This window comes from Candidatus Cardinium hertigii (assembly GCF_050864855.1).
GTDB lineage: Bacteria > Bacteroidota > Bacteroidia > Cytophagales > Amoebophilaceae > Cardinium > Cardinium hertigii_C.
Window position 1 is genome coordinate 64,911 of sequence record NZ_JBOZWW010000058.1, and the last position, 22,472, is coordinate 87,382.

Sequence of the window (22,472 nt, forward strand, 5' to 3'; positions counted from 1 at the left end):
TCTTAAAAAATAAAAATTAATGTATTTAATACAAAATTTACAAATCTTAAAAAATATTTACACACTTAAAAAGAAAGACTCAGCCCTTCCAGAGTGATGAGTGGACACACAAATTATGATTTTTTATCTCTCTTTACTAGCCGCTTGTATCAGTTTTATAATTTTGGTAAAATCTTCTTCTGGATGGTCTTTTGCCATGGATTGGGCTAGTTCTAACAATGTGCTCCCTGTGCCATTAGGTAAGTCACTTACTATGCGCATATTAACATTAGCTCCTTTTTCTATAAGCTTGGCAACTGAATCTATACGATTATTAATAATTGCTCGATGTATAGGCGTTCTTTCCCACTTGTTTCGTGCATCGACATAAGCACCATGGTCAATTAAAAGTTCCATTATTGTAACATTATTATTAGTCGCAGCTATATGTAACGGTCTATCCCCCCAAGGGTTCTTGCATTCCTGCTGATTGACACGGCAGCCTTCTCTAATAAGCTTTTTCACTAATTCAAGATCATTATCCTCTACTGCTTTATGTAGCGCCGTATAGCCATTCTCCATAGGATATTTTTGATCGACTATAAGAGCGGCTTCTAATAACGCAATAGCTTTTTTATTTTTGTTTTGCTTAGCTATTTCTAGTGGAGTAAAACCTTCTGCATCCTGGATATTTAAGTCAGCTCCACCTTCTATTAAGCAAGTTATAAATGGTATACAACGCTCTGATTGAGCTGCTCGATGCAAAAGGGTGCTACCAAACATATCTTTAAGGTTAAGATCTGAACCATTTTCAACTAAGACCATCATACATTTAAAAAATGTATTATAATCACGATAAACATGTAAAATTGCATGTACAGCTGTACAACGAACTATTTTATTTTTAGTATTTAGCTTAATACCTAGTTTTATAAGCATTTTTATACAATCTATATGTCCCTTGTAAGCGGATATATACAATGGTGTTAGTCCTGTATCATCGCTTGGATTGATAGGCATACCTGCTTTTACCAAACTTTCTATGCATTTAGGTTGGTTGTAGTAAGCAGCTGTATAAAGATAATTGTAAATAGTTAGATCTGCTCCCTCTTGCGCTAAGGCTGTAACAGATGCATCATGCCCTTCCTGAACTGCAAGCAATAAGGGCGTTTCCCGAGATTTGGTTGCTTCATCAACTAGTTTTCCTTCCTTGCTTAAAATTTTTATACAAGACGTATGCCCTTCTTTGGCAGCCAAATGCAATGGAATTTCGGCTGATTTATTTCGACTGCATAGATTGGCACCGCTTTCAACTAGCAGGGTTATAACTGGTAAATGACCAGCTGCAGCAGCCACATGGAGGGCTGTTTCTTGCTTTTTACTTCTGCTATGAAGATCTATACCATGTCCTAGCAATACTTTGATACAGTCTACTTGATTCATCTGAGCAGCCAAATGCAATAATGAATAGCCATTTTTGGCTTTACAATAGATGTCTCCTCCACTATTTAATAAAACTTTTAAACAATCGGATTGACCGCTTTGGACGGCTATCTGTAATGGATTATGGCCATATTTGTCTTTTATAGATAATGTTTTTTTATCTTTAGCTAGTAGTTTAACAGAGGACAAATGACCTCTTAAAGTGGCTATATGGAGTGGGGTGGCACCTTCTTTACTTTTGCTAGTAATCATTCCTTTATGAGCAATCAATAGAGAGATGCAATCTTCATATCCATAGTAAGCCGCCCAGTGTAAGGGGCTATGGCCATTTTGATCTTTACTATTTACATTTACTTTCTGGTGAATCAGCTGATTTAATTCTGATAGATTACCCTTAGCTATCGCTAAATGAAGGGGCCTAAGCTGATTATTTGTAATAGACCATAAAGCATCTGATGATGGATCTACATATGTAGTTGCTTGTTTGGCATAAGCCATATGGCAGCAAAAAATAAAAATAGAATAACTGTATACTTTGTTTAAGTAAGGCATAATGTATACAATTAATGATTTAATTAAGAATATTCTTCATATGTTGTGGCAAAACGCCTTAAAAACTGACATAATGCATCGAAAACTTCCCAAAACGCATTAAAGAGGTAAAACACTTATTACTTTTTGTCATATTTTTTTAAGCGATTGTAATTTAAGCGGGTCAAAATTACTATTTCCTTTAAGATAGGGCAATAACTCTGTAGTAAATAGTCAATATGGGCACTAAAGGTTTAAACGAAAAACATAACTTAATCATTTTTTAAAACAAATGCCACAAAAGGATTCCACTAGATGTTACTGAAATGTACTGGGATAGCAAGTACGATAGGTAATAGATGGGTTTGGATATTTGTTTATATATCGTTTTTTTAACTACCGTAATAGCCTACCAACTATTTTTTTTACACAACGCTTCAGTAAGCGTTTGGTTACAATAGATACAATAGCCCCCCTTGTTCCATCATATAGGCCCGCTGTAAGTTTTGTTTTTTCTTTATTAGAGATAAACCACCATACTAAAACGCCCCCTAAAATGGTTCCCAACCATAACGATAATTTTTTAGACATAAACTATAGGGATTATAAAGAGTCGTAAAGCAATAAAGAAGCAAAGCATAGCAACTTTTTTAGTTGCCTCTATGGTATGCATAGAGGCCTATGCAAGCTTATTCATTAATAGTATGGACCGTTTCTTCAGATAACGATTTAATGCAACCCGATAACTTTTTTGCCTTGCCTTGGATCGCTTTTGTAATTTTTTTCTTGGTATCATCGCAGACTAAAATGCCCAATATAGCACCTAATACCACACCTAATGATAGGTAATACACATTTTTAAACATAAATTTACTTTAAACTTAAAGCCTTTAAAAGGCTAAATAAAACTGAACCAGTATACTAAATTTACACACTTTAACTTAATAAAGCTATAAAAAGAGAAAATATTCGACCCTAAGAACAGAATCGATATCATAAAGATGAAACAAAATCTAAATATCCAATTTAGCATATTTGGCATAACGTTCTATAAATTCTCTACGAGGAGGCACTTCATCCCCCATTAACATAGAGAACAGATGTTCTGCCGCCAATGCAGAGGCTATAGTTACCTGTCTGAGCTTCCGACGTGTTGGATCCATAGTAGTATCCCAAAGTTGAATTTCATTCATCTCACCTAAACCTTTATAACGTTGAACAAAGACAGCATCAACTTTTCCATCTTTAAGGCTAAATTGTGTGACCCATTCTTCTTTTTCTGATTCTGTCCAGCAATAGTGCGCTTCTTTATCTCGTTTCACTAGATACAGTGGAGGAGAAGCAATATAGAGATGCCCTTTTTCTATAATGTCCCGCATGTAGCGGAAGAAAAAAGTTAAAATAAGGGTACGAATGTGGCTGCCATCTACATCTGCATCAGTCATAATCACAATTTTGTGGTAACGTAATTTATCTAGATTAATGGCTTGCTCGCTACCATCTGTACCTATCGCTACACCCAGTGCAGTGATCATATTTCTGACCTGCTCATTATCATATATTTTATATGCTTGTGCTTTTTCTACATTCAAAATTTTACCTTTTAAAGGAAGAATAGCTTGGAATCGTCTGTTCCTACCCATTTTAGCAGTACCACCAGCAGAATCACCCTCTACCAAAAATAATTCACAAAGCGTAGGGTCCCGTTCAGAACAATCTGCTAATTTACCAGGCAAGCTGTTGCTCATTAATACATTTTTGCGTTGTACCATTTCACGTGCTTTTCGGGCAGCTTGGCGGGCTTGAGCAGCTACAATAACTTTGTTAACAATCAGTTTTGCTTCCTTAGGATGTTCTTCTAAGTAGTAATGTAATACTTCAGCTACACAGCTTTCTACAGCGCTTTGTACTTCTGCATTCCCTAGTTTGGTTTTTGTTTGTCCTTCAAATTGAGGTTCAGCTACTTTTACAGAAATTACAGCAGTTAGCCCTTCCCGAAAGTCATCTCCAATGATCTCTATTTTGGCTTTTTCCAATAAACCAGATTTATCTGCATAGTTCTTTAAAGTGCGGGTTAAAGCTCTTTTAAATCCAGTTACATGCATACCGCCTTCAATTGTATGAATGTTATTTACATAAGAAACCACTGTTTCAGAATAGCCTGTATTATAGGTCATGGCAACCTGTACGCCTATATTATTTTTTTCTCCTTCTACAAGAATAGGCGTGGGCATAATGGAAGTTTTGGAGCGTTCTAGATGGGAAACAAATTCTAGAAGGCCTCCTTGAGAATAAAAAGCTTGTTGAAAAGGATTACCTTGTTCGTCCTGTTCACGACGATCCTCTAATTGCATCTTTAGCCCTACATTTAAATAGACCAACTCTTGCAGTCTATTGATAATCGTATGTAAGTTATAGACCGTAGTGGTAAAAATAGAACTATCTGGCGTAAAATGAACGGTGGTGCCCCGTAGTTCTGTAGTACCTATTTCTTTAACAGGGTAGCATGGAATACCTTGTGCATATTCTTGTTTATAAATTTTTCCGTTTCGGTATACGGTAACCTCTAAGTGAGCAGATAGTGCATTTACACAGGAAACCCCTACACCATGCAAGCCTCCAGAAATTTTATAGGTACCTTTATCAAATTTACCACCTGCATGCAGTATGGTCATAACCACCTCCAAAGCTGACTTCTGTTCTTTTAGATGCATGCCAGTGGGAATGCCACGACCATCATCCCATACAGTAATCGCATTATTTTCGTGTATAATAATCCCAATTTGAGTACAGTAGCCTGCTAAAGACTCATCAATAGAGTTGTCTACTACTTCCCAGACAAGATGATGTAATCCCTTTATGCCTACATCCCCAATGTACATAGCAGGACGTTTGCGAACAGCTTCTAGCCCTTCTAAGACTTGGATATTATCTGCTGAATAGTCATTAATGGTAGGGGTCATCTTTAAAAGCTGTTTAATATTTTAAATAAAAAATTTATATGCTAAGATAATAGGTTTAAACGAAAGACACACTATATTTCAATTATAGTCATACCGGCCATACAGTGTACAGGACTTTGGAGGGTTATTCTTTTTACCAAAGGATGGTAATTTAAGTAATTGCGCACGGCACTACGCAAAATGCCTTTTCCTTGCCCATGAATAATTTTTAATCGACAATGGCCTAATAGCAACGCATGATTGATAAATTTCTCTAATGCACATAGCGCTTGAGCTTTGTTGAAACCATGTAGATCAAGTATTGGATCAGCTGGCATAGATCGTGTGGGTATCGTCACATTATTTGATAAAGGTCTATTTTTTCGAATAGATGACGGAAACATGACTGTTTCAACAGATTGAAGTGGTAGATAAAAGTGCAATTTTCCAAAATCAATTAGTACCTTATCTAGACTGATACTTATTACTTGACCTATAGCAGCTTGATTTTTAATGCGTACATAGGTACCAATTGCAATGTTGGCGCACATATATAAAAGAATTAAAAAACTAAATAGAAAGTTCTTTTAAAGCTTGATAAATTTTTCTATAAACTTCAAGTGCCCTTTCTGAAGAATCTTCTAAATAATATTTTATACTTTGATTGAAAGACTGCGGGTCTATCTTATATAGTATTAATATTTTTTTATGGTTTTCACGACGTAATATAGATATAGTTGCTTCAGGATAATAGCTATTAAGTAACCAACTATTGAGCAACTCCAAATCTCTTATTACATTTACAAAAACCATAAAAAAATGTTCATTGACTATAGTCGTAGGTGGATGGCTGGTAGAAGCTGTTGTGAAGGGTGCGTTACGGGTCCAGTACAATAGCAACAATGCGAAAAGAATAGTAGCTATTTTTTTCATCCCATAAGCGCGTTTAAGTGATTCATTTTATGTAAAGTTACGTAAAAACTCCTATATTGGGTAAACCTAAAGTAGATATTAAATACATTAGGCTTAGGTGGCCATTTTAAAAAGCAACCATTATAGCAACTAAAATTAGGATACTATAGGGAGCAATCCTCGCATCTAGCTATTCCGTAATAGCAAGATAATTTAGATATACTATAACTACAAGTCGAATATAAAACCACTCGCTAGGAGGTAAATGGGTTTTGCAAGGAACTTTATGGCCTATTTTTATGTAGGTAACGATAGCTCATATAAAGATTGATTATGGAAGTCTTCCCAAGAAAAATTCTTTCTGTTGTTCATCCAAGCAAATTCAACTTCGATAAAAGTATCAACTACCATTTGTCTATTAATATAGGTTATGGTTTGATTAAGGTATGTTGTATAGAAAAGACTACGCAAGCATGCCTATTGCTGGGCGTATATGCACTCCCTCTGGATAAAAACCATCCAACCTACATCAAAAGTTTAGAGCAATTTTACAATCAAGATTTTTTTCTAATTAAAAAAAATTGGTTTTCTGTTACTTTATCTATTTCAAATCAAAAATTTACCCTTATACCTCATTTGCTGCTAAGCAAAAAAGATTTGTTGACCTATATGCACGTTGCTTGTGGTGTCGATCCAGATGATGAAATGATCTCTTTTACCCATGCATTTGCAAAAATGTCAGTTGTGTTTGCAGAAAATGCTTCTGTATTAGATTGGTTTAGAAAACGTTATACCGGTAGCAATTTTCATATTATCCACCAAGTTAATGCGATTATAGAAGGATTTCACATAGAATGCTTATATAAATCAGAGTTATTTGTCTGGTTGGCAGAGGACTATTTGTACATATTGGTCCATAATAAAAAAAAACTGCTCTATTGTAATTTATTTTCTTATAAAACATCTGACGACTTATTAGGCTACCTATCAGCTGTAGTCCAGGTTATGCAATTAGATCGTACTTCGTGTACATTACTGGTAGGTGGATTGATTGAAAAAAAATCATTGGCTTATCATCAATTGAAAACATATATTCCAAAAACCACCTTAAAAACAAAATTTGATTTTTTTAAATCAAGTGCATATGTTTTTAAGGCAAGTAACACCTCCCCTATGTTGTATTTTGATCTAATGAGCAGTTTACTGTGTCATACTCATAGCAGAGTATAGCAATAAGTTAAAAGGGAGCTATGTATGTGATTCGTAGTATAGTGGACCGAAAAAATCGGAGAGAAAAAAGTAGACTTGTTTCTCAATGTTATGTTTTCATCAACATAATATGAATGGCTCAAAATAGATAGCTATTCTAGAGTAGCTAATGGAAAATTTTACACTGATAAGACAGCTCTAACGGCTGCCGATCTGCTAAGTGATAGCATACTATCTTGTTATCAAGATCAAAGCATACCTATCTTACGTATACGAACAGATCGTGACACCAAGTATAAAGGCAAAATAGAACATCATGCTTTTGAGTTGTTTTTAAGTATAGAAGGTATAGGACATACGGTTACTAAAGCCTATGCATCACCAACCAATGGATTTTGTGAGCGTTTTAATAAAACAATGAAAGAGGAATTCTTTGATACAGCTATGCATAAAAAAATCTATACCAAGCTGGATGATTTGCAAGAGGATTTAGATAGATGGGTGCATTACTACAATCATCAACGAACGCATTCTGGAAAATATTGTTATGGTAAAACACCTATACAAACTTGGGAGGATAGTAAAAAATTAGTACTTGAAAAAAGTAATCAAATCGCATATGTTAAAGGAACATCTAACAGGCTAAACTTAAACGACAACTATATACTATAATTTTTACCGTCTGTAAGATTAAATATCAACTACTACAACTTAATGGGAACATAAAGGTGTAACACACCTCGACGAATCACACAGATTTAGTCAATATATTTATACAATATTTTCAATTCAAAGGACCGTAACAATCAGCTAGCCAGCTGTATGGATAAAAGTATAAACCTTTTTCCCTTCTTTAACATACTTGTTGTGTCGTATTACGGCATGCTTAGTGGGTAAAATTTCATAATCTTGAATTGCATTGTTTTGTTTTTTCGTTTTTAACGCTTCTTGTAGTGATTTACTTATATCTAATTTGCCTTCTATTCCTTTAGCAATGATCAATACGATTGCTTTGCTGCCCTCTTCTATAGGATCTATAGCCAACCATTCATCCAAAAATTCTTTTGGTATACCACCTTCTTTATCATCATGATTAACCCTATACTTCATGCCAGATTTTATCGTTTCAGGAAATTTTTCCGATGTGACACGCCCATAAAAATTAGGGGTTAATATCCAGTCAAAGGCTTCTTTATCGGCTTTATCCGTCTGAACCATATTATTGTTAAACTTAAAAGCAGTATCACCATCATGAAGCGGTTTTTGATCACGCGCAATATGAAAACGCATCTTTCCTAACTCTAATTTGGTAACCAGACACTTATCTTCAGGAAAATCTTTCTCTGGCTCATTTAATTCAGACCATCTAGGATGATACACCCCGATTTCTTGTTTTTCAGCAGAGCAAGACGATGCCTCCAAAAGGCATACTGGAATCATAACCACTAAAGCCTTCAGAAGGCATAATAAGAAGCCTATAAAGCAACGCATAAAAAATTGGAATAAAAAGGTAAAAATAAAGCTAATCCAAACACGTTGGGCAATTTAAAAAAAATAAGTCGAATACAAAAATGATTGGAGACACCCTTTAGGTTAGCGACCAGATGCTCAAAGTGGGTGCATGTGGCTCTATATCGAAAATTGAGGGTTCAGAATCATAAGAGATAAAAATCTAACCCAATATGGGCAAAACAGCTGGTTTTTTTCAGAAAAAAGACGTAACATTGTGTAGTATTGTGGGTTTTATCCCCAAAAGCTACGTGTAGCAGTAAATTTCATAAAAGGGCCCATAGCTCAGTCGGTTAGAGCATCTGACTCATAATCAGCAGGTCCCAGGTTCAAGTCCTGGTGGGCCCACTCCATTTATCTTACTGCAATGATTACTTGCCTTAATCCATCAGTTCCCTGGTTTATATTATATAATCAAGTCTTAATAATAGCCACCTTCTTCTACTGTGTTTTCCGATATATATACACCAATTGCCATCTATGACAGTGGTGTAGGTGGTTTAACCATTGCTAAGGCCATCAAAGCAATTTTACCAAAAGAATCTATTCATTATATCGCAGATACTAAAAATTTACCTTATGGTGACAAAACATCTGTAGCATTATGTGGTTATATTGCACAAGTAGTAAATTTTTGCCTAAGTAAACGGTATAAACTACTAGTGATTGCCTGTAATACAGCCACTGCTGCCGCAGATTATTTTATGCCCAATTATCTTAAAACGATAGGAGATGAAATGGGTATCATCAATGTCGTTGATCCAGTAGTTAGATACATCGATGGAATGAATCGCTATAACCAGATAGGTCTTATAGCCACAAAATATACTGTATCATATGGCATCTATGCAAAACGGTTTCGAACCACTGGTATAACACTTACTTCTCTGGCCACGCCGCTACTGGTGCCTATGGTAGAGGCCTCTTTCAATGGAAAATCAGTAGACCATGTTTTGTTAGATGATTATTTAAACCAAATCGTTTCCCCAAAGTTAGATGCACTGATTCCAGCTTGTACACATTATATATTTTTAGAACAAGCATTAAATTTCTTTTTAAGGAAACACTTTTTAAAAAAGATTGAACTGATCAATCCAGCAAAACTTACCGCATTAGCGGTCCAGCAACTTTTAAGTAGACATCATCTTTTGAACAAAACAAAAAAAAGATTGCCTGACTGCTTTATGGCAACCGCGCTAACCCCTTCTTTTCAAAATGCTAGTGATAAACTATTTGGACAAAAACCTATAGCGATCAATCTATCTGACTATAGACCATCCATAGACTTTACATCATTCTGTTGATGGCATCATAGCCTTGTAATTGAATTCAATTTAAATTATATTAAGAATCAGCAACGTATCTCTATTGGTCTCATAATCGCAACCAAATCAGGCAAAGGATTGCTTTTACCTAAAAAATATGTTTTTATTTAACGTTTCTATTTGCATAACTTTTTTACTCTTTACAATTGGTTGCGATTGTAATAGACGCTTCCAAAATGGTAGTACGAATTTCCACCAAGTTCATACCAAGCCATTAATCGTCTTGTTTCATGGGTTAGGTGCGAATGTTTCTTCTCTTAAGACACTTCAAGAAGCACTTGAGAATGAATTTGGTAAAGAATCTGTGGTTGTTTTGGATAACATACTGCCAGAGAAGACGGCTATATTTTCTATAAAAGATCAAAGCAATAAATGCTTTAATAAACTTTCAGAGGACAAACCTAACCTACAGCATAGCCCTACCCTACTAATAGGCCATAGCCAAGGTGGTCTTCGTGCGTATAATATGTTTCATCAATATAAAGATGAATTAAATGTAAAAGGTATTATTACACTAGCTACACCATGGGAAGGCGCACCGCTCCTTGACACAATTGAGACACTTAACCAGTGTGACACAATCACCGGGATTAAAAACAAAGAATTGTATTCAAAATATTTTACACCGCCTGTTTTGAATGATATGTACAAACTATCCGATAGTATGGGTCAACCTACTAACTGGATTGAACAAGAGCTTGTGCGCAGGCTAGAAAATTTGGTCGTTGCAGAGTTCATTGCTGGATGCTACGATTTAAAACCAGGAAGTATATTTTTAAACTCGATTAAGGATGCACTTCCCGAAGAAGAAGTGCCCATACTAGCTATAGGAGGAGGGGCAAGTGACTTTAAAATTTTTCTACCTAAAGAAACCAGCCATGAAACCAGCCATGATTTTAAACACCTCAACAGCGCATGGACTAAAATTATAGTTGGCGAAACAGATCTTAACGAAACAGATTTTGATCTTATAGACAACAAACATGATATGATTGTACCGCTTTATAGTCAGCTTGCATGGCATATTACAAACAAAGAAAATTTCAAAAGAAAGATTATTGAAGATGCCCCTCATGATGAACTTTTAAAGGAATTTCCTATTGAAGCATTTAAAAATATATTATGCCATCCTACTATGGTAAAAGAGGTAATTCAGTTTGCGAAAGATATTTTTTACAGTGATTCTATAACATGTGAATGTCAAGTACTTGAATAGAGTTGATCCAATCAAACACCCACAACATCATAAAAGTAGCTACAAAAGAGAGTAGCTTATATTGGGAAAAGTGCAAGGCTAAGGCTAAAGTTCCGCCCAAGTTTTGCGCACGAATTGCGCGAGGGAACGAATATGTCCCTTGCTAAAATCAAAACCAATACCCGCTGTTTGGTAGACCTTAGGGATCGATGTAGTATAACCCAATTTCAATGCATTGAGGTAGCCATTCCATGCTTGTGTAGGATTTGTTTGTGCATGTTTCCATACGCCTATTGCACCAAGCTGTGCGATAGCATATTCAATATAATAGAAAGGCACTTCAAAAAGATGCAATTGTTTTTGCCATAAATGGCTTTTCACTACCTCGTAACCTGTCCAATCCGTTACACCATCTGAAAAACTAGTAAAGATACGATTCCAATTTTCTGCTCTTTCTGATACAGTATGATCAGGATGCGTATAGACCCAATGCTGAAAAGCATCAATAGCAGCTATCCAAGGCAAACAACTGATGACATGGATCAAATGATCTTTTTTAGCACGATTAAGCTCTTCTTGTTTGGCAAAGAAAACATCCCAATAGGGCATAGTAAGCAACTCCATAGACATAGAGGCCAATTCTGCAATTTCTGATGGACAATGCTTAAAAACATTTAGGGGTAAGTTATGCACTAAAAAAGAATGAACCGCATGGCCTGCTTCATGGAACATGGTTCGTACATCATCTACAGTAGAAGCTGCATTCATAAAAATAAAAGGTACGCCTGTCTCATCCAAAGGATAATTATACCCACCAGGTGCTTTCCCCTTACGCGAAGCTAAGTCCAAATGGCCCATTTGTTGCATGGTACGCAAACAATCTGCTAAAAAAGGATCCAATTGCTCAAATACCGTAATGGTCTTAGCAACCAGTTCTTCAGCATCTGTAAAAGGACGCAATGGTTTTCTGCCCTCTATATCTACTGCATGATCAAATGGCTGTAGTACGGCCAATCCGAGCGCTGCTTTGCGCGCTTTTGCACATTCATTGAGGAGTGGAACTATTTCTTCTTGGATCGCTGTATGCAAGGTCAAACAATCTGCTGGGGTGTAATCAAATCGATCCATAGATACGAAGGCATAGTCTCTAAAATTCTTAAATCCAGCATTCAAAGCCAATTGATGGCGTTGCTGAATCAACTTTGAGTAGAGTGCATTAAGTGCATCTTTATCTTGCAACCTGCGTTGTTGCATCTTATCATATACCTCACGTCGAAAGGCCCGGTCGGTAGATTCTAAATGGGGTGCAGCTTGTTGCAAAGTACACTCTTCACCAGCTATCTCTACTACCATCGCACCTGCTATCACACCAAATTGACTTGTATTTAAGTGAATTTCAGTTTGAATAGGTATATTTTCTTGTCTGTAACAACGCAATTGATTTTCGATTTTTCGAAAAAAGATATCATATTGCGTTTGTTTACGTAATATATGGGCCGATTTTGCAGCTAAAACTTTTTGATGCAATTGATCTGTAACAGCAGCTAAATGAGGAGCTATAGACGTAATATAGTATTCGTAACGATCTTTAGCCACTGGATCAGTCGTATTGCAAGAAGTACGAATGTAACGCCAGCCTGCATCCTCTTCTAGTACCCCTTCTAGCTCACTCCAATCGGCTAAAAATTGTTTTAGACCATCCAATGAAGAGAGGTCTCTAGCGAGTAAGTGGCTATAGAAGGGCTGAATGGAAGCCCAATCTGTGCTAACGTAATCTGTTGGCAAAAAAGTACGAATGTATTTTTGCATGGAATATATTTTATTATATGGCGATTTGTTATGGCGCAGCAATTTACCAATATTAAATAAGAATCACAAACGAACCATTGTGCTACCTTATATCAGACATCCTACAGTGACTTATCAATGGATGCTTTAAAACAAACGCCAGAGAACTTTTTTTACAGGTCTTTTTTAGTTTTAGAAAGATAAGAAGACGTTAAATACATAATGAATTGAAAAAATCGTTTGAAAGGTTTATATTTAAGATCTGTTGCTAACCCCGTTGCAAAATGCACATACCGTTTCCCCTAAATAAATGATGGTTCGCATACAACGCAGCAACTCAATACAAGGTTAGCTTCTATACCTAGAAAATATATCTATTTGTAGCACACTTAGTGATAGATTAGATATATAGATCAACCCAAATTACCTATATCATTTATGGCTATGCAGCACAATACACTTTTATATCATTTCTTTCTTGATCCACTTGCACATGGTACCGTCTGCATGATGGTAGCTTATCTAGTAGCACCTGCTCAATTTATAAAAGTAGTCCACCAAGAAACGGGTGAATCCTATACCTCCATTATTAATAGATGTATAGATAGTAGAAACATTAAATTGTTTTTTTCAGGTGCCCATATTTATGCATTTCGACAGGTCATAGCCGCTTTATCCTTTGGACTTTCGCAATGGCTCTTCCGTTGCTCTATTAACTATTATCCAATAACCTATTTTACCTTATCGGTTAGTTGGGAATGCTTCCTAGCAGGAATAGTTGAAACCATCGTCACCGTATACAGCGAAACAAAAGAAATTGCTGCCAATAAAGGTCCCCTTATAAAACGCAAAGAAAGGGTTATGGATATTTTTACCCCTGTTCTTTTAAGAAATATACTAAGTGCCTCCCCATGCATATTGGCTCATGCGCTTACAAAGGATACAAACGGAATAGGAATCAATATAATCGTTAATACTTTATTGGGTATAGCTGCATCTGCTTTAACCATGCCTTTTGATTTAATCGCCACACAAAATTGTGGTGCAGAGATGCGCATGACTTGGATAGGTCGCTTAAAACATAACATCACAGTAGAAAAGAAGTTTCTTTCCATCTTTAATGGATTAACGATGCGCATTTTGCAAATCGTTCCCTATTCTATTGGCCACGGTCTTGTAATGCTTTTCTTAGGCAAATCTTAGCGATTACAATCCATCTGTACGACCACCATTTTGATGTATAAGATACACTTAATAATCTAAAAATCAATATGAAACAAGTAATCGCCCTATTAAAAAATTCCTATGCTACCCACTGGCCTGTTAAGAACAGTACGCTAAAAAAATTTTTTTCTATGGCGATCTTAATGTTTCTTATTCTACTGAATCAAAATTTAATTCGTGGCATAAAAGATAGTCTTGTCGTTACCTTAATAGGCGCAGAGGTATTGAGTTTTATCAAATTATTTATTGAAATGCCCGCAGGGGTTGTATTTGTAGTGATCTATACCCTCTTATGTAATAAGACAACCACAGAAAAGATCTTTAGAGGCATTGTACTTTTTTTTCTCTTTTTTTTCATCTTATTCGGCTTTTTTTTATTCCCTTATCAAGGACTATTACATCCTGATCCTTGTATGGTAGATGGTTGTATTAAGCTCCATCCCCACTTTAAATGGTTTTTTATGATGTGGGGGAAATGGACATTGGTACTTTTCTATGTAATGGGTGAACTTTGGCCTATGATTGTTTTTACCTTATTATATTGGCAACTGGCCAATGCCATAACTAAAACAGAAGAAGCAAACCGATTTTACTTTTTTTGGAACTTAGTTGGACAAGCTAATCTACTTATTTCCAGCAGTGTTATGGTTTACTTTTCTCGTAGTGATCATTTTCTATTGCCCTTTCTAGGGGTACGTAAAACAGCAATAGAGCTAAAAATAGCTGCCCTTATGGTGATGATTATGCTCTTGTGTCTCTTTATCTTATTTATACACAAGTATATTGAAAAGCATATCATCTATGGTAAAGCCGTTCACATACAGACCAAACTACAGCTGGGTCTGTATGAAAGTTTTAAACTAGTTTCCAAGTCTAAATACCTTGGCTTAATCTGTGTATTGATGATTTCTTACTCCACAGTTGTGCATTTAATAGAAGGACTCTGGCACTATGAAACCAGTCTTTTTTATAAAAAAGATCCTACAAATTTTATTACTTATCAAGGAAAAGTCTTATTCTGGACAGGCATTTGTACCCTCACTTGTTCTTGCTTGGGCAATACAATGATTCGGAAGCTAAGTTGGCTAGGTGCGGCACTGGTTACACCTATTACAACACTGGCAGTGGGCAGCTTTTTTTTCCTTTTTATAATAGCGACGCATTTGAATTTTTTACCAGAGGCTATAATGGGTATATCCACTTTAACCATTATTATAGCGATCGGTGGTCTACAAAACGTATTAGCCAAAGGAACTAAATACGCTTTATTTGATGCAACCAAAGAGATGGTATACATCCCATTAGACCGTGAGATGGCTACAAAAGGCAAAGCAGCAGTGGATATATTAGGTGGGAAAATAGGAAAATCTGTAGGTGCGATTGTACAAGTCATTGCTTATACTATTTTTGCTACGGCACAACCCAATCAACTGGCACCATTTTCAATGGTAGTATTTATCTTAATTTGCATCATTTGGATTGCAGCAGTAGCCATACTGTCAAAAAAATACCATAGACTCATAAAAAAATCCGATTACCCTACTTTTAACTAAGTGCATATAAATAGGATATAGTCCACTACCTATGAAGCAGTTGATTAAAGCAAAACTAAAAGGAGATCCCATTATATGGGGGATTGCTTTTATATTCTCTCACTTGAGTATTTTAGCCGTTTATAGCGCTTCTAGTTCTCTAGCCTATAGACAAATGCATCACAATACTGAATATTATTTGATCAGGCAGGCGCTGCTTATAGGTGGCGGATTGGCTTCTATGTGGTTAAGCCATCGGATTGATTACCGCTACTATGCCGCTATCGCTAAAGTTGCCCTTTGGATGTCTATTCCACTCTTGTTGGTAACCTGGCAATATGGACTAAAATTAAATGAAGCTTCTCGTTGGCTAAATATCCCTTTTATTAATAAATCTTTTCAACCATCCGACCTAGCACAACTTTCCCTTATCATACGGATCGCCCATATGCTAGCCAAGCAACAAAAAAATATTACTTGCTTTAGATCTGCCTGTTTGCCTATGTTAATCTGGTCGGGCCTTATTAGTGGATTAATTGCTTTAACCAATTTTTCTTGTGCCATTCTATTATTTGCCACCTGCTTGACCCTTATGTTTATTGGTAGAATCCCTATTAAATATTTACTCATTATTGTACTTACTGGTATATTCGTTGCAAGCGGCGCATTAATATGGGGTCAACGTGGGGGGACAGCCCTCAAAAGAATAGAGGGATTTATCAAAGGTAATGTCTCTTTTCAAGCTGAACAATCTTACATTGCTATTGCAACAGGTGGACTTTTGGGCAAAGGACCCGGTAACAGCACCCAACGCAACTTCTTACCCCACCCCTATTCCGACTTTATTTATGCCATCTTAATCGAAGAGTATGGTCTTATAGGCGGTATATTTGTCACAGCGCTCTATTTGCTTTTACTATATAGATCGATTGCTTTGCTGCCTACAGCTTCTAGTTATTATGGGGGAATTTTAGCTACAGGTATAAGTCTTTTAATTGTATTTCAAGCTTTATTGAATATGTCCATTGCTGTAGGTCTCGGCCCTGTTACAGGCCTTCCTTTACCATTTGTGAGTATGGGTGGGACTTCTGTTTTATTTACAGGTATTGCATTGGGCATTCTATTAAGCATTGGTCAAGGCGTCATCGATACAGAACTGATACATTTACAAAAAGAAGTGGCCGGTATTCGTTATAATAGATATAAAAAAAATGGACGCAATGGATAGCTTAGTCTATTTTACTATTTCTAAGAGAAGGTAAAATGGTTTAGAGATATTTTTTTGTATATTGTGTGGGGTTCAATCTTACCGCTGTAAACTGGCATTATGTTAAAAAAATGTAATTTTGTTGTGTAGCCATCCTACATGCCATCTATTTAGGATTAGATTTTTAGTTACAGTAATATAAATTTATTATTTTTAATTCCCAGCGTACATTATAATAACCTTTAATAAAAAAGTAAAACGCGTAACCTAGTTTTAGCCCTGGTAAAGCAATTTATGTTGCAGAGCGGTGGTTTATGCTGCTTTTTCTGCCTGTTTTACCTTGATACGTGCTTATGTTTAGTGACACATGGATAATAATAAATTAGTAGAGTCATTTGCAGAATTTGCCAAATCTAAAAATATTGATCGCCCCACCGTCATACGTATTTTAGAAGATGTATTGCGTGCAGTTATGGTTAGCAAATTTGGGAATAGTGATAATTTTGATATAATTATCAACCTTGACAAAGGAGATCTCCAGATATGGCGTTTTCGTGAAGTAGTAGCAGATGATGGAGCAGATCGATGCGCCCCTGATAAAATACCCCTTTCAGAGGCTAGAAAAATAGAGGCCGATTTTGAACTAGGAGAAGAACTATCTGAGGAAATTAAAATTTCCGATTTTGGCAGAAGGCTGATTATGACTGCTAAGCAAATGCTGGTACAAAAAGTTCGAGAACTGGAAAAAGAATCCCTCTATAATAAATATGAACAACTAGTGGGTTGCTTAATTACAGCTGAAGTAAATCAAATTTTGAGTAGGGAAATCATTTTATTAGATGACGAAAGCAATGAACTTTTTTTACCAAAATCAGAACAAATACCTAAGGATCAGTTTAAAAAAGGAGAACATGTTCGTGCAGTTATCTCCAAAGTAGGGATTCATAATGCAATACCTCGTGTGATACTTTCTAGGACATCACCTATTTTTCTAGAAAAGTTATTTGAAAATGAGATTCCTGAAATCCAGGATGGGCTTATTGCCATAAAAAAAATTGTACGAGATCCCGGTGCTCGTGCAAAAGTAGCCGTTGAAACTTTCGACGACAGAATCGATCCAGTAGGCGCTTGTGTAGGTATCAAAGGATCTCGTATACACGGCATTGTCAAAGAAGTGCAGTATGAAAATATTGATATTATTAATTATACTGATAATTTAGAATTGTATATTACACGTGCCCTCAGTCCTGCATGTATCAATCGAATTGAATCAAGCAATGATAGGATTTCTGTCTACTTGGATCCCAATCAAGTAGCACTAGCCATTGGCAAAGGAGGCCAAAATATTAAACTAGCCAGTCGGCTAATTGGCAAAGAACTAGATGTGTATAGGGATGTGGCCAGCGATTTAGAACAACATGATATGCCACTTTCTGCGTTTAATGATGCCATTGAACCTTGGATTTTGGAAGAACTGCATAAAGTTGGTTTAGACTCCGCTAGAAGCGTTTTAACTTTATCCAAAACAACCCTTGAGGAACGTATAGATTTAGAACAAGAAACAATAGACGAAATCTATGCCATATTAGATCAAGCGCTCAATCGTTAACCTAAATACATCCGCTAGGTAGCGTAATACAACCTATGAATCAAGAAAAAAACATGCGACTCAGCCAAGTGGCTCGAAAATTAAATGTAGGAACAGAGACGCTTGCGTCTTTTTTAGCTCAAAAAGGATTTGTAGTAGATAACAAGCCCAACGCTAAAATAACGATCGAACAATTTAACCTATTGGCTACTGAATTTGTCTCAGCTGGTATGGATAAAGAAGAAGCTGCACATGTAACCATTGGTAAAACCTACCTAAACATTGTTGCCCCATCTGATAAGCATGATGGGACAAAAAGTAAAGAACCACTTCTACAAAAAGGAGCCACACCAGTAAAAGTGAAAGAAGGTGCACAAACGCCCCCTACTCCACCTGCTCATTATGAAGCTTCTATTCCCGTTTTACCTGGTTTAAAAACAGTTGGAAAAATTGACTTGACTACTGAAAAAACGAAAGCTAAAGTCCCTTCTATGGTTCCTTCTACTCCGTCTGACACTGGAGCAATACCTCCTCCTTCCGTAACAACGGAGGCCAATACCCAGCCACCTTATTTAGAAGAAACAGCCAAACCAGCCCCTGTTAAGCCAGATAAAATATCTTTTTCAGAACCCCTTAAAAGGCCCTCTATCGTAGGTAAAATGACGCTACCTGAATCTACTTTTAGAAGGCACCACCAGAGCACCGGTCCACTACCCCAAAAATCCAGCGGGGGCATCGGTGCATCTAAAACAGGGGGCACCAAACCACACAATAGGTTCAAAAAGCCTATAGATGGCCCCGCTGCACCTAGGTCTATACATGGTAAAAAAACAGGATTATCTAATTTTAATACAAACTCGAATGGTTTTCGCAAAGAAAAAGATCTTAAAACAAGATTAGGCCCAAAAGAACAAGAAGGGGTATCCTCCCAAGAAATAGAAAGTCAAATCAAAAGAACTTTAGCAAAATTAAACCAAGGGACCGGCGATGCGACCCGCTCTAAATATAAAAAAGACAAACGTAGCGCCCATCTAAAAGCTGAAGAAAAACGTCAAAGTCAAGAAAAAACAGCAGAAAAAATTTTAAAAATCACAGAATTTATTTCAGCTAGTGAACTGGCCTCTTTTATGGACACTACGGTAAATGAAGTACTTTCTACCTGTATGTCTTTAGGTATGATTATATCGATCAACCAACGTCTGGATGCAGAAGCCATCACTGTAGTTGCGGATGAGTTTGGCTACAGTGTAGAATTTGTGGCCATACAAGAAGAAGAGGTCTACCAAGATATAGAAGAAGCCAGTGGTCCACTGGTAGAACGTCCACCTATTGTAACCATTATGGGACACGTAGACCATGGCAAAACTTCATTATTAGATTATATCCGTACTACAAAAATAGCTGCAAAAGAAGCTGGCGGTATTACCCAGCACATTGGAGCCTATGCTATTAAGACCGATCAAAAGAAAAAGATTGTCTTTTTAGATACACCCGGCCATGAAGCTTTCACAGCTATGCGTACCAGGGGCGCACAGGTAACCGATATTATTGTAATTGTGGTCGCTGCAGATGACAGCATTATGAACCAGACGAAAGAGTCTATTAGCCACGCACAAGTAGCAGGTTGTCCCATTATTATTGCCATCAATAAAATGGATAAACCGCAAGCCAACTCAGAAAAGGTTAAAAAAGATTTGGCCACGCTCAACATCTTAGTGGAGGATTGGGGTGGAAAATACCAATGCCAAGAGATATCGGCTAAAACAGGGCAAGGCGTCAACGAACTGCTGGAAAAAATTCTGCTCGAAGCTTCTCTCTTAAACCTAGAAGCAACACCCTCTAAAAAGGCCAAAGGGACGATTATTGAGTCTTTCTTAGATCCTGGTAGGGGGTACGTATCAACTGGCATTGTACAAGATGGCACCTTACGGATAGGCGATATTATCCTAGCCGGTGTCTACTATGGAAAGGTAAAAGCGATGTTAAACCACCAAAACATAGCGCAAAAAATAGCGCCTCCTGCTACAGCGGTGCAAATATTGGGATTAAATGGCCCCCCCAGAGCAGGCGATACCTTTCGTGTAATGGGTAGTGTAAAAGAAGTAGGAGAATTGGCACAAAAAAAGCAACAGCTGTTGCGCGAGCAGGCATTGCGCACAAAATCGCAACTTACCCTAGATGAAATTGGACGTCGTTTAGCCGTAGGCAACTTCAAGGAACTTAATATTATCATTAAAGGGGATATGGATGGTTCTATTGAAGCATTGGCAGATGCATTGCTGAGTCTATCCCATGAAGAAGTAGGCGTCAATATTGTACACAAGTGTGTAGGAGCCGTCTCAGAGTCTGACGTGCTCCTTGCTGCTGCTTCTGAAGCTATTATCATTGCTTTTCATATTAAACCATCTGCACAAGCTAAAAAATTGGCTGAAAGAGAAGGGGTAGAGATTAAACACTATTCCATTATTTATAGTGTTATAGATGATGTACGCAATGCGGTACAGGGACTTTTGGCACCTACTATCGAAGAAGTACCTACCGGTCGAGCAGAAGTTAAAAAAATCTTTACTTTTTCAAAAATTGGTAATATTGCAGGCTGTCAGGTTCAAACAGGTTTTATCAAACAATCTAACCCCATACGTGTCATTCGGAAAGAAGAAGTGGTATTTACAGGTCCCATTCAGACTATAAAGCATGGACTAGAAGAAATCAAACAGGTAAAATCTGTCTCTGAATGTGGTATACATATTAAAAATTTTGACGCAATTGAAGTAGGAGATATTATAGAGGGTTTTGAGCGAAAAGAAATTAAACGACAGCTTTAGTGGACGCTTTAACGCTACTTTTTAGTTGAATACAAGGGATAATCTCCTATTTTCTATTTTTAACCATTGCCAAATGGTTGCATAAATTTTTATGTCTATTCGCCTGCATTCGACAGTTAAACCTATCTTTAATAGATTCGCATTCTGGGGCATTCCAAGCAGACATATACTTCATCTAGAAAAAAGATAACATGATTTCTAATGAAACTAAAGGTACTATAGTATTGATTTTTATGGGTATGCTTATTACTATTGGCCTTATAGGACCAGTTATTCATAAAATCTATATTCTATATCCTTTATGTAAAGATATTTGCTTAGCTGTTTATAACCTCATTACGACCTTATGCAAAGCGACTGCGTCCAATACTGGTTCATCATCGCCTAACGGTATACCCAACTGTAGCACATGGGCTAAGAAGCCACATCGGTTAAAAGCCACTTCGCATAACACGATACTTTCTGTACAAAAAGCTAAAATAGTAAATAATCATTCCGTTTCTACTACCTTAAAGAAAAATAAAGTAGCCAAGCAACCTGCTAAAGCAATCCTTTCTTTTCAAGAATCGGAGCAAAAATGGCAACAGAATCAAGGATACTATCCCATAATACAGGCAAAAAAAGCTTCCTTGATAAGCAAACAAAAATTATTTAGAAGTGCATTACTGATGCATGAACTTATGAAACGAAAATGTTTTATAACATAATCTGATATATTAAGGGATGTATAGACTACTTTTTGCTTGATCAAAAAAACATATATTACCTTTTTTGTAGTAAATTGATCCAGTACAGCACGAAATACATTTTTGTTTATTTGTAAGGTCAACCAATGGATTTTTATACATTTCTATCTAAAGCAGGCTTTAAAATTCTTATAATTTTCATCCTTTGGGGTATCCGACGCTATAACGATCGGAAGCATTCAGATCATGAAACTTCCCATAAAGAAAACGATTGTGATTATGAATATCAATATGAATATGATTATGATGAAGAGAATGAAGAGGAGAAAGAGAAGGAGGTAGCGCATCAAGCCATCTCTTCTACCAACTCCAAGCCAATGGGCTACAGAAAGCCTCAAGCGCCACCTTTGCCACAAGAAGCAGCCGCGCATCCTAGCGCATCCAAACCTACTCCCAGTGTAATGGGGAATCGAAAAGCCCATTTGGTCGGCAAACGAAAACTATTTAAAAATGGATTGCTAATGGATGCACTTATGAAACGAAACGACTATATAAGGTGAGCTTATCTTATAGCAGA

The 22,472-nt window shown here is 36.6% G+C and carries 18 protein-coding genes, 1 tRNA gene and 1 pseudogene; 12 read left to right on the forward strand and 8 right to left on the reverse strand.

Annotated elements, in window-relative coordinates:
• Nucleotides 1–123 precede the first annotated feature (123 nt).
• The 6 genes from ACRRVB_RS03725 to ACRRVB_RS03750 form a co-directional block, all read right to left on the reverse strand.
• The gene (locus ACRRVB_RS03725; RefSeq protein ID WP_432466635.1) at nucleotides 124–1,974 is read right to left on the reverse strand and encodes an ankyrin repeat domain-containing protein; all 1,851 of its coding nucleotides are present in this window, start codon (nucleotides 1,972–1,974) and stop codon (nucleotides 124–126) included.
• A 375-nt stretch (nucleotides 1,975–2,349) separates the two neighbouring features.
• Complete coding sequence (locus tag ACRRVB_RS03730; protein WP_432466636.1) at nucleotides 2,350–2,544, reverse strand: hypothetical protein; 195 nt, start codon at nucleotides 2,542–2,544, stop codon at nucleotides 2,350–2,352.
• A gap of 98 nt (nucleotides 2,545–2,642) precedes the next feature.
• On the reverse strand, nucleotides 2,643–2,819 hold the full coding sequence (locus ACRRVB_RS03735) for a hypothetical protein (RefSeq protein ID WP_432466638.1): 177 nt from the start codon (nucleotides 2,817–2,819) through the stop codon (nucleotides 2,643–2,645).
• 147 nt (nucleotides 2,820–2,966) lie between these two features.
• Nucleotides 2,967–4,916 carry a DNA topoisomerase (ATP-hydrolyzing) subunit B gene (gene gyrB / locus ACRRVB_RS03740; RefSeq protein WP_432466639.1) on the reverse strand — a complete coding sequence of 650 codons (1,950 nt, stop codon included), beginning with the start codon at nucleotides 4,914–4,916 and terminating at the stop codon, nucleotides 2,967–2,969.
• A gap of 71 nt (nucleotides 4,917–4,987) precedes the next feature.
• Nucleotides 4,988–5,446 carry a Smr/MutS family protein gene (locus ACRRVB_RS03745; protein ID WP_432466640.1) on the reverse strand — a complete coding sequence of 153 codons (459 nt, stop codon included), beginning with the start codon at nucleotides 5,444–5,446 and terminating at the stop codon, nucleotides 4,988–4,990.
• 19 nt (nucleotides 5,447–5,465) lie between these two features.
• The gene (locus ACRRVB_RS03750) at nucleotides 5,466–5,828 is read right to left on the reverse strand and encodes a DUF4296 domain-containing protein (protein ID WP_432466641.1); all 363 of its coding nucleotides are present in this window, start codon (nucleotides 5,826–5,828) and stop codon (nucleotides 5,466–5,468) included.
• Nucleotides 5,829–6,140: 312 nt separating this feature from the next.
• On the opposite strand from ACRRVB_RS03750, the gene ACRRVB_RS03755 reads away from it, so the two are divergent.
• Complete coding sequence (locus ACRRVB_RS03755) at nucleotides 6,141–7,037, forward strand: DUF3822 family protein (RefSeq protein ID WP_432466642.1); 897 nt, start codon at nucleotides 6,141–6,143, stop codon at nucleotides 7,035–7,037.
• Nucleotides 7,038–7,145: 108 nt separating this feature from the next.
• Nucleotides 7,146–7,688: pseudogene (locus tag ACRRVB_RS03760) on the forward strand (integrase core domain-containing protein); the annotation flags it as partial.
• Between the two features lie 138 nt (nucleotides 7,689–7,826).
• Here the strand turns inward: ACRRVB_RS03760 and ACRRVB_RS03765 are convergent.
• The gene (locus ACRRVB_RS03765; protein ID WP_432466643.1) at nucleotides 7,827–8,456 is read right to left on the reverse strand and encodes a hypothetical protein; all 630 of its coding nucleotides are present in this window, start codon (nucleotides 8,454–8,456) and stop codon (nucleotides 7,827–7,829) included.
• A 343-nt stretch (nucleotides 8,457–8,799) separates the two neighbouring features.
• Between ACRRVB_RS03765 and ACRRVB_RS03770 the strand changes: the two genes are divergently transcribed.
• From ACRRVB_RS03770 to ACRRVB_RS03780, 3 genes are all read left to right on the forward strand, one after another.
• Nucleotides 8,800–8,873: transfer RNA gene (locus ACRRVB_RS03770), tRNA-Ile, on the forward strand.
• A gap of 98 nt (nucleotides 8,874–8,971) precedes the next feature.
• Complete coding sequence (murI, locus tag ACRRVB_RS03775; RefSeq protein ID WP_432466644.1) at nucleotides 8,972–9,829, forward strand: glutamate racemase; 858 nt, start codon at nucleotides 8,972–8,974, stop codon at nucleotides 9,827–9,829.
• A gap of 118 nt (nucleotides 9,830–9,947) precedes the next feature.
• A complete protein-coding gene (locus ACRRVB_RS03780) occupies nucleotides 9,948–11,066 on the forward strand; it encodes an esterase/lipase family protein (protein ID WP_432466645.1) in 1,119 nt (372 codons plus the stop codon).
• A gap of 84 nt (nucleotides 11,067–11,150) precedes the next feature.
• On the opposite strand, the gene ACRRVB_RS03785 is transcribed toward ACRRVB_RS03780, so the two are convergent.
• The gene (locus tag ACRRVB_RS03785) at nucleotides 11,151–12,854 is read right to left on the reverse strand and encodes a M3 family oligoendopeptidase (protein WP_432466646.1); all 1,704 of its coding nucleotides are present in this window, start codon (nucleotides 12,852–12,854) and stop codon (nucleotides 11,151–11,153) included.
• 423 nt (nucleotides 12,855–13,277) lie between these two features.
• Here ACRRVB_RS03785 and ACRRVB_RS03790 point away from each other — a divergent pair, with 423 nt between their 5' ends.
• The 7 genes from ACRRVB_RS03790 (at nucleotide 13,278) to ACRRVB_RS03820 (ending at nucleotide 22,455) form a co-directional block, all read left to right on the forward strand.
• Complete coding sequence (locus tag ACRRVB_RS03790; protein ID WP_432466647.1) at nucleotides 13,278–14,036, forward strand: hypothetical protein; 759 nt, start codon at nucleotides 13,278–13,280, stop codon at nucleotides 14,034–14,036.
• A gap of 68 nt (nucleotides 14,037–14,104) precedes the next feature.
• Nucleotides 14,105–15,610, forward strand: coding sequence for an Npt1/Npt2 family nucleotide transporter (locus ACRRVB_RS03795; protein WP_432466648.1), 1,506 nt, complete (start codon nucleotides 14,105–14,107; stop codon nucleotides 15,608–15,610).
• Nucleotides 15,611–15,641: 31 nt separating this feature from the next.
• A complete protein-coding gene (locus tag ACRRVB_RS03800; RefSeq protein ID WP_432466649.1) occupies nucleotides 15,642–16,817 on the forward strand; it encodes an FtsW/RodA/SpoVE family cell cycle protein in 1,176 nt (391 codons plus the stop codon).
• 346 nt (nucleotides 16,818–17,163) lie between these two features.
• Nucleotides 17,164–18,405: a transcription termination factor NusA gene (gene nusA, locus ACRRVB_RS03805; RefSeq protein ID WP_432466650.1), complete on the forward strand. Its 1,242-nt coding sequence runs from the start codon at nucleotides 17,164–17,166 to the stop codon at nucleotides 18,403–18,405.
• A gap of 35 nt (nucleotides 18,406–18,440) precedes the next feature.
• A complete protein-coding gene (gene infB, locus ACRRVB_RS03810; RefSeq protein WP_432466651.1) occupies nucleotides 18,441–21,209 on the forward strand; it encodes a translation initiation factor IF-2 in 2,769 nt (922 codons plus the stop codon).
• 191 nt (nucleotides 21,210–21,400) lie between these two features.
• Nucleotides 21,401–21,916, forward strand: a complete 516-nt coding sequence (locus ACRRVB_RS03815) for a hypothetical protein (RefSeq protein ID WP_432466652.1) — start codon at nucleotides 21,401–21,403, stop codon at nucleotides 21,914–21,916.
• A gap of 125 nt (nucleotides 21,917–22,041) precedes the next feature.
• On the forward strand, nucleotides 22,042–22,455 hold the full coding sequence (locus ACRRVB_RS03820) for a hypothetical protein (protein ID WP_432466653.1): 414 nt from the start codon (nucleotides 22,042–22,044) through the stop codon (nucleotides 22,453–22,455).
• Nucleotides 22,456–22,472: the final 17 nt, after the last annotated feature.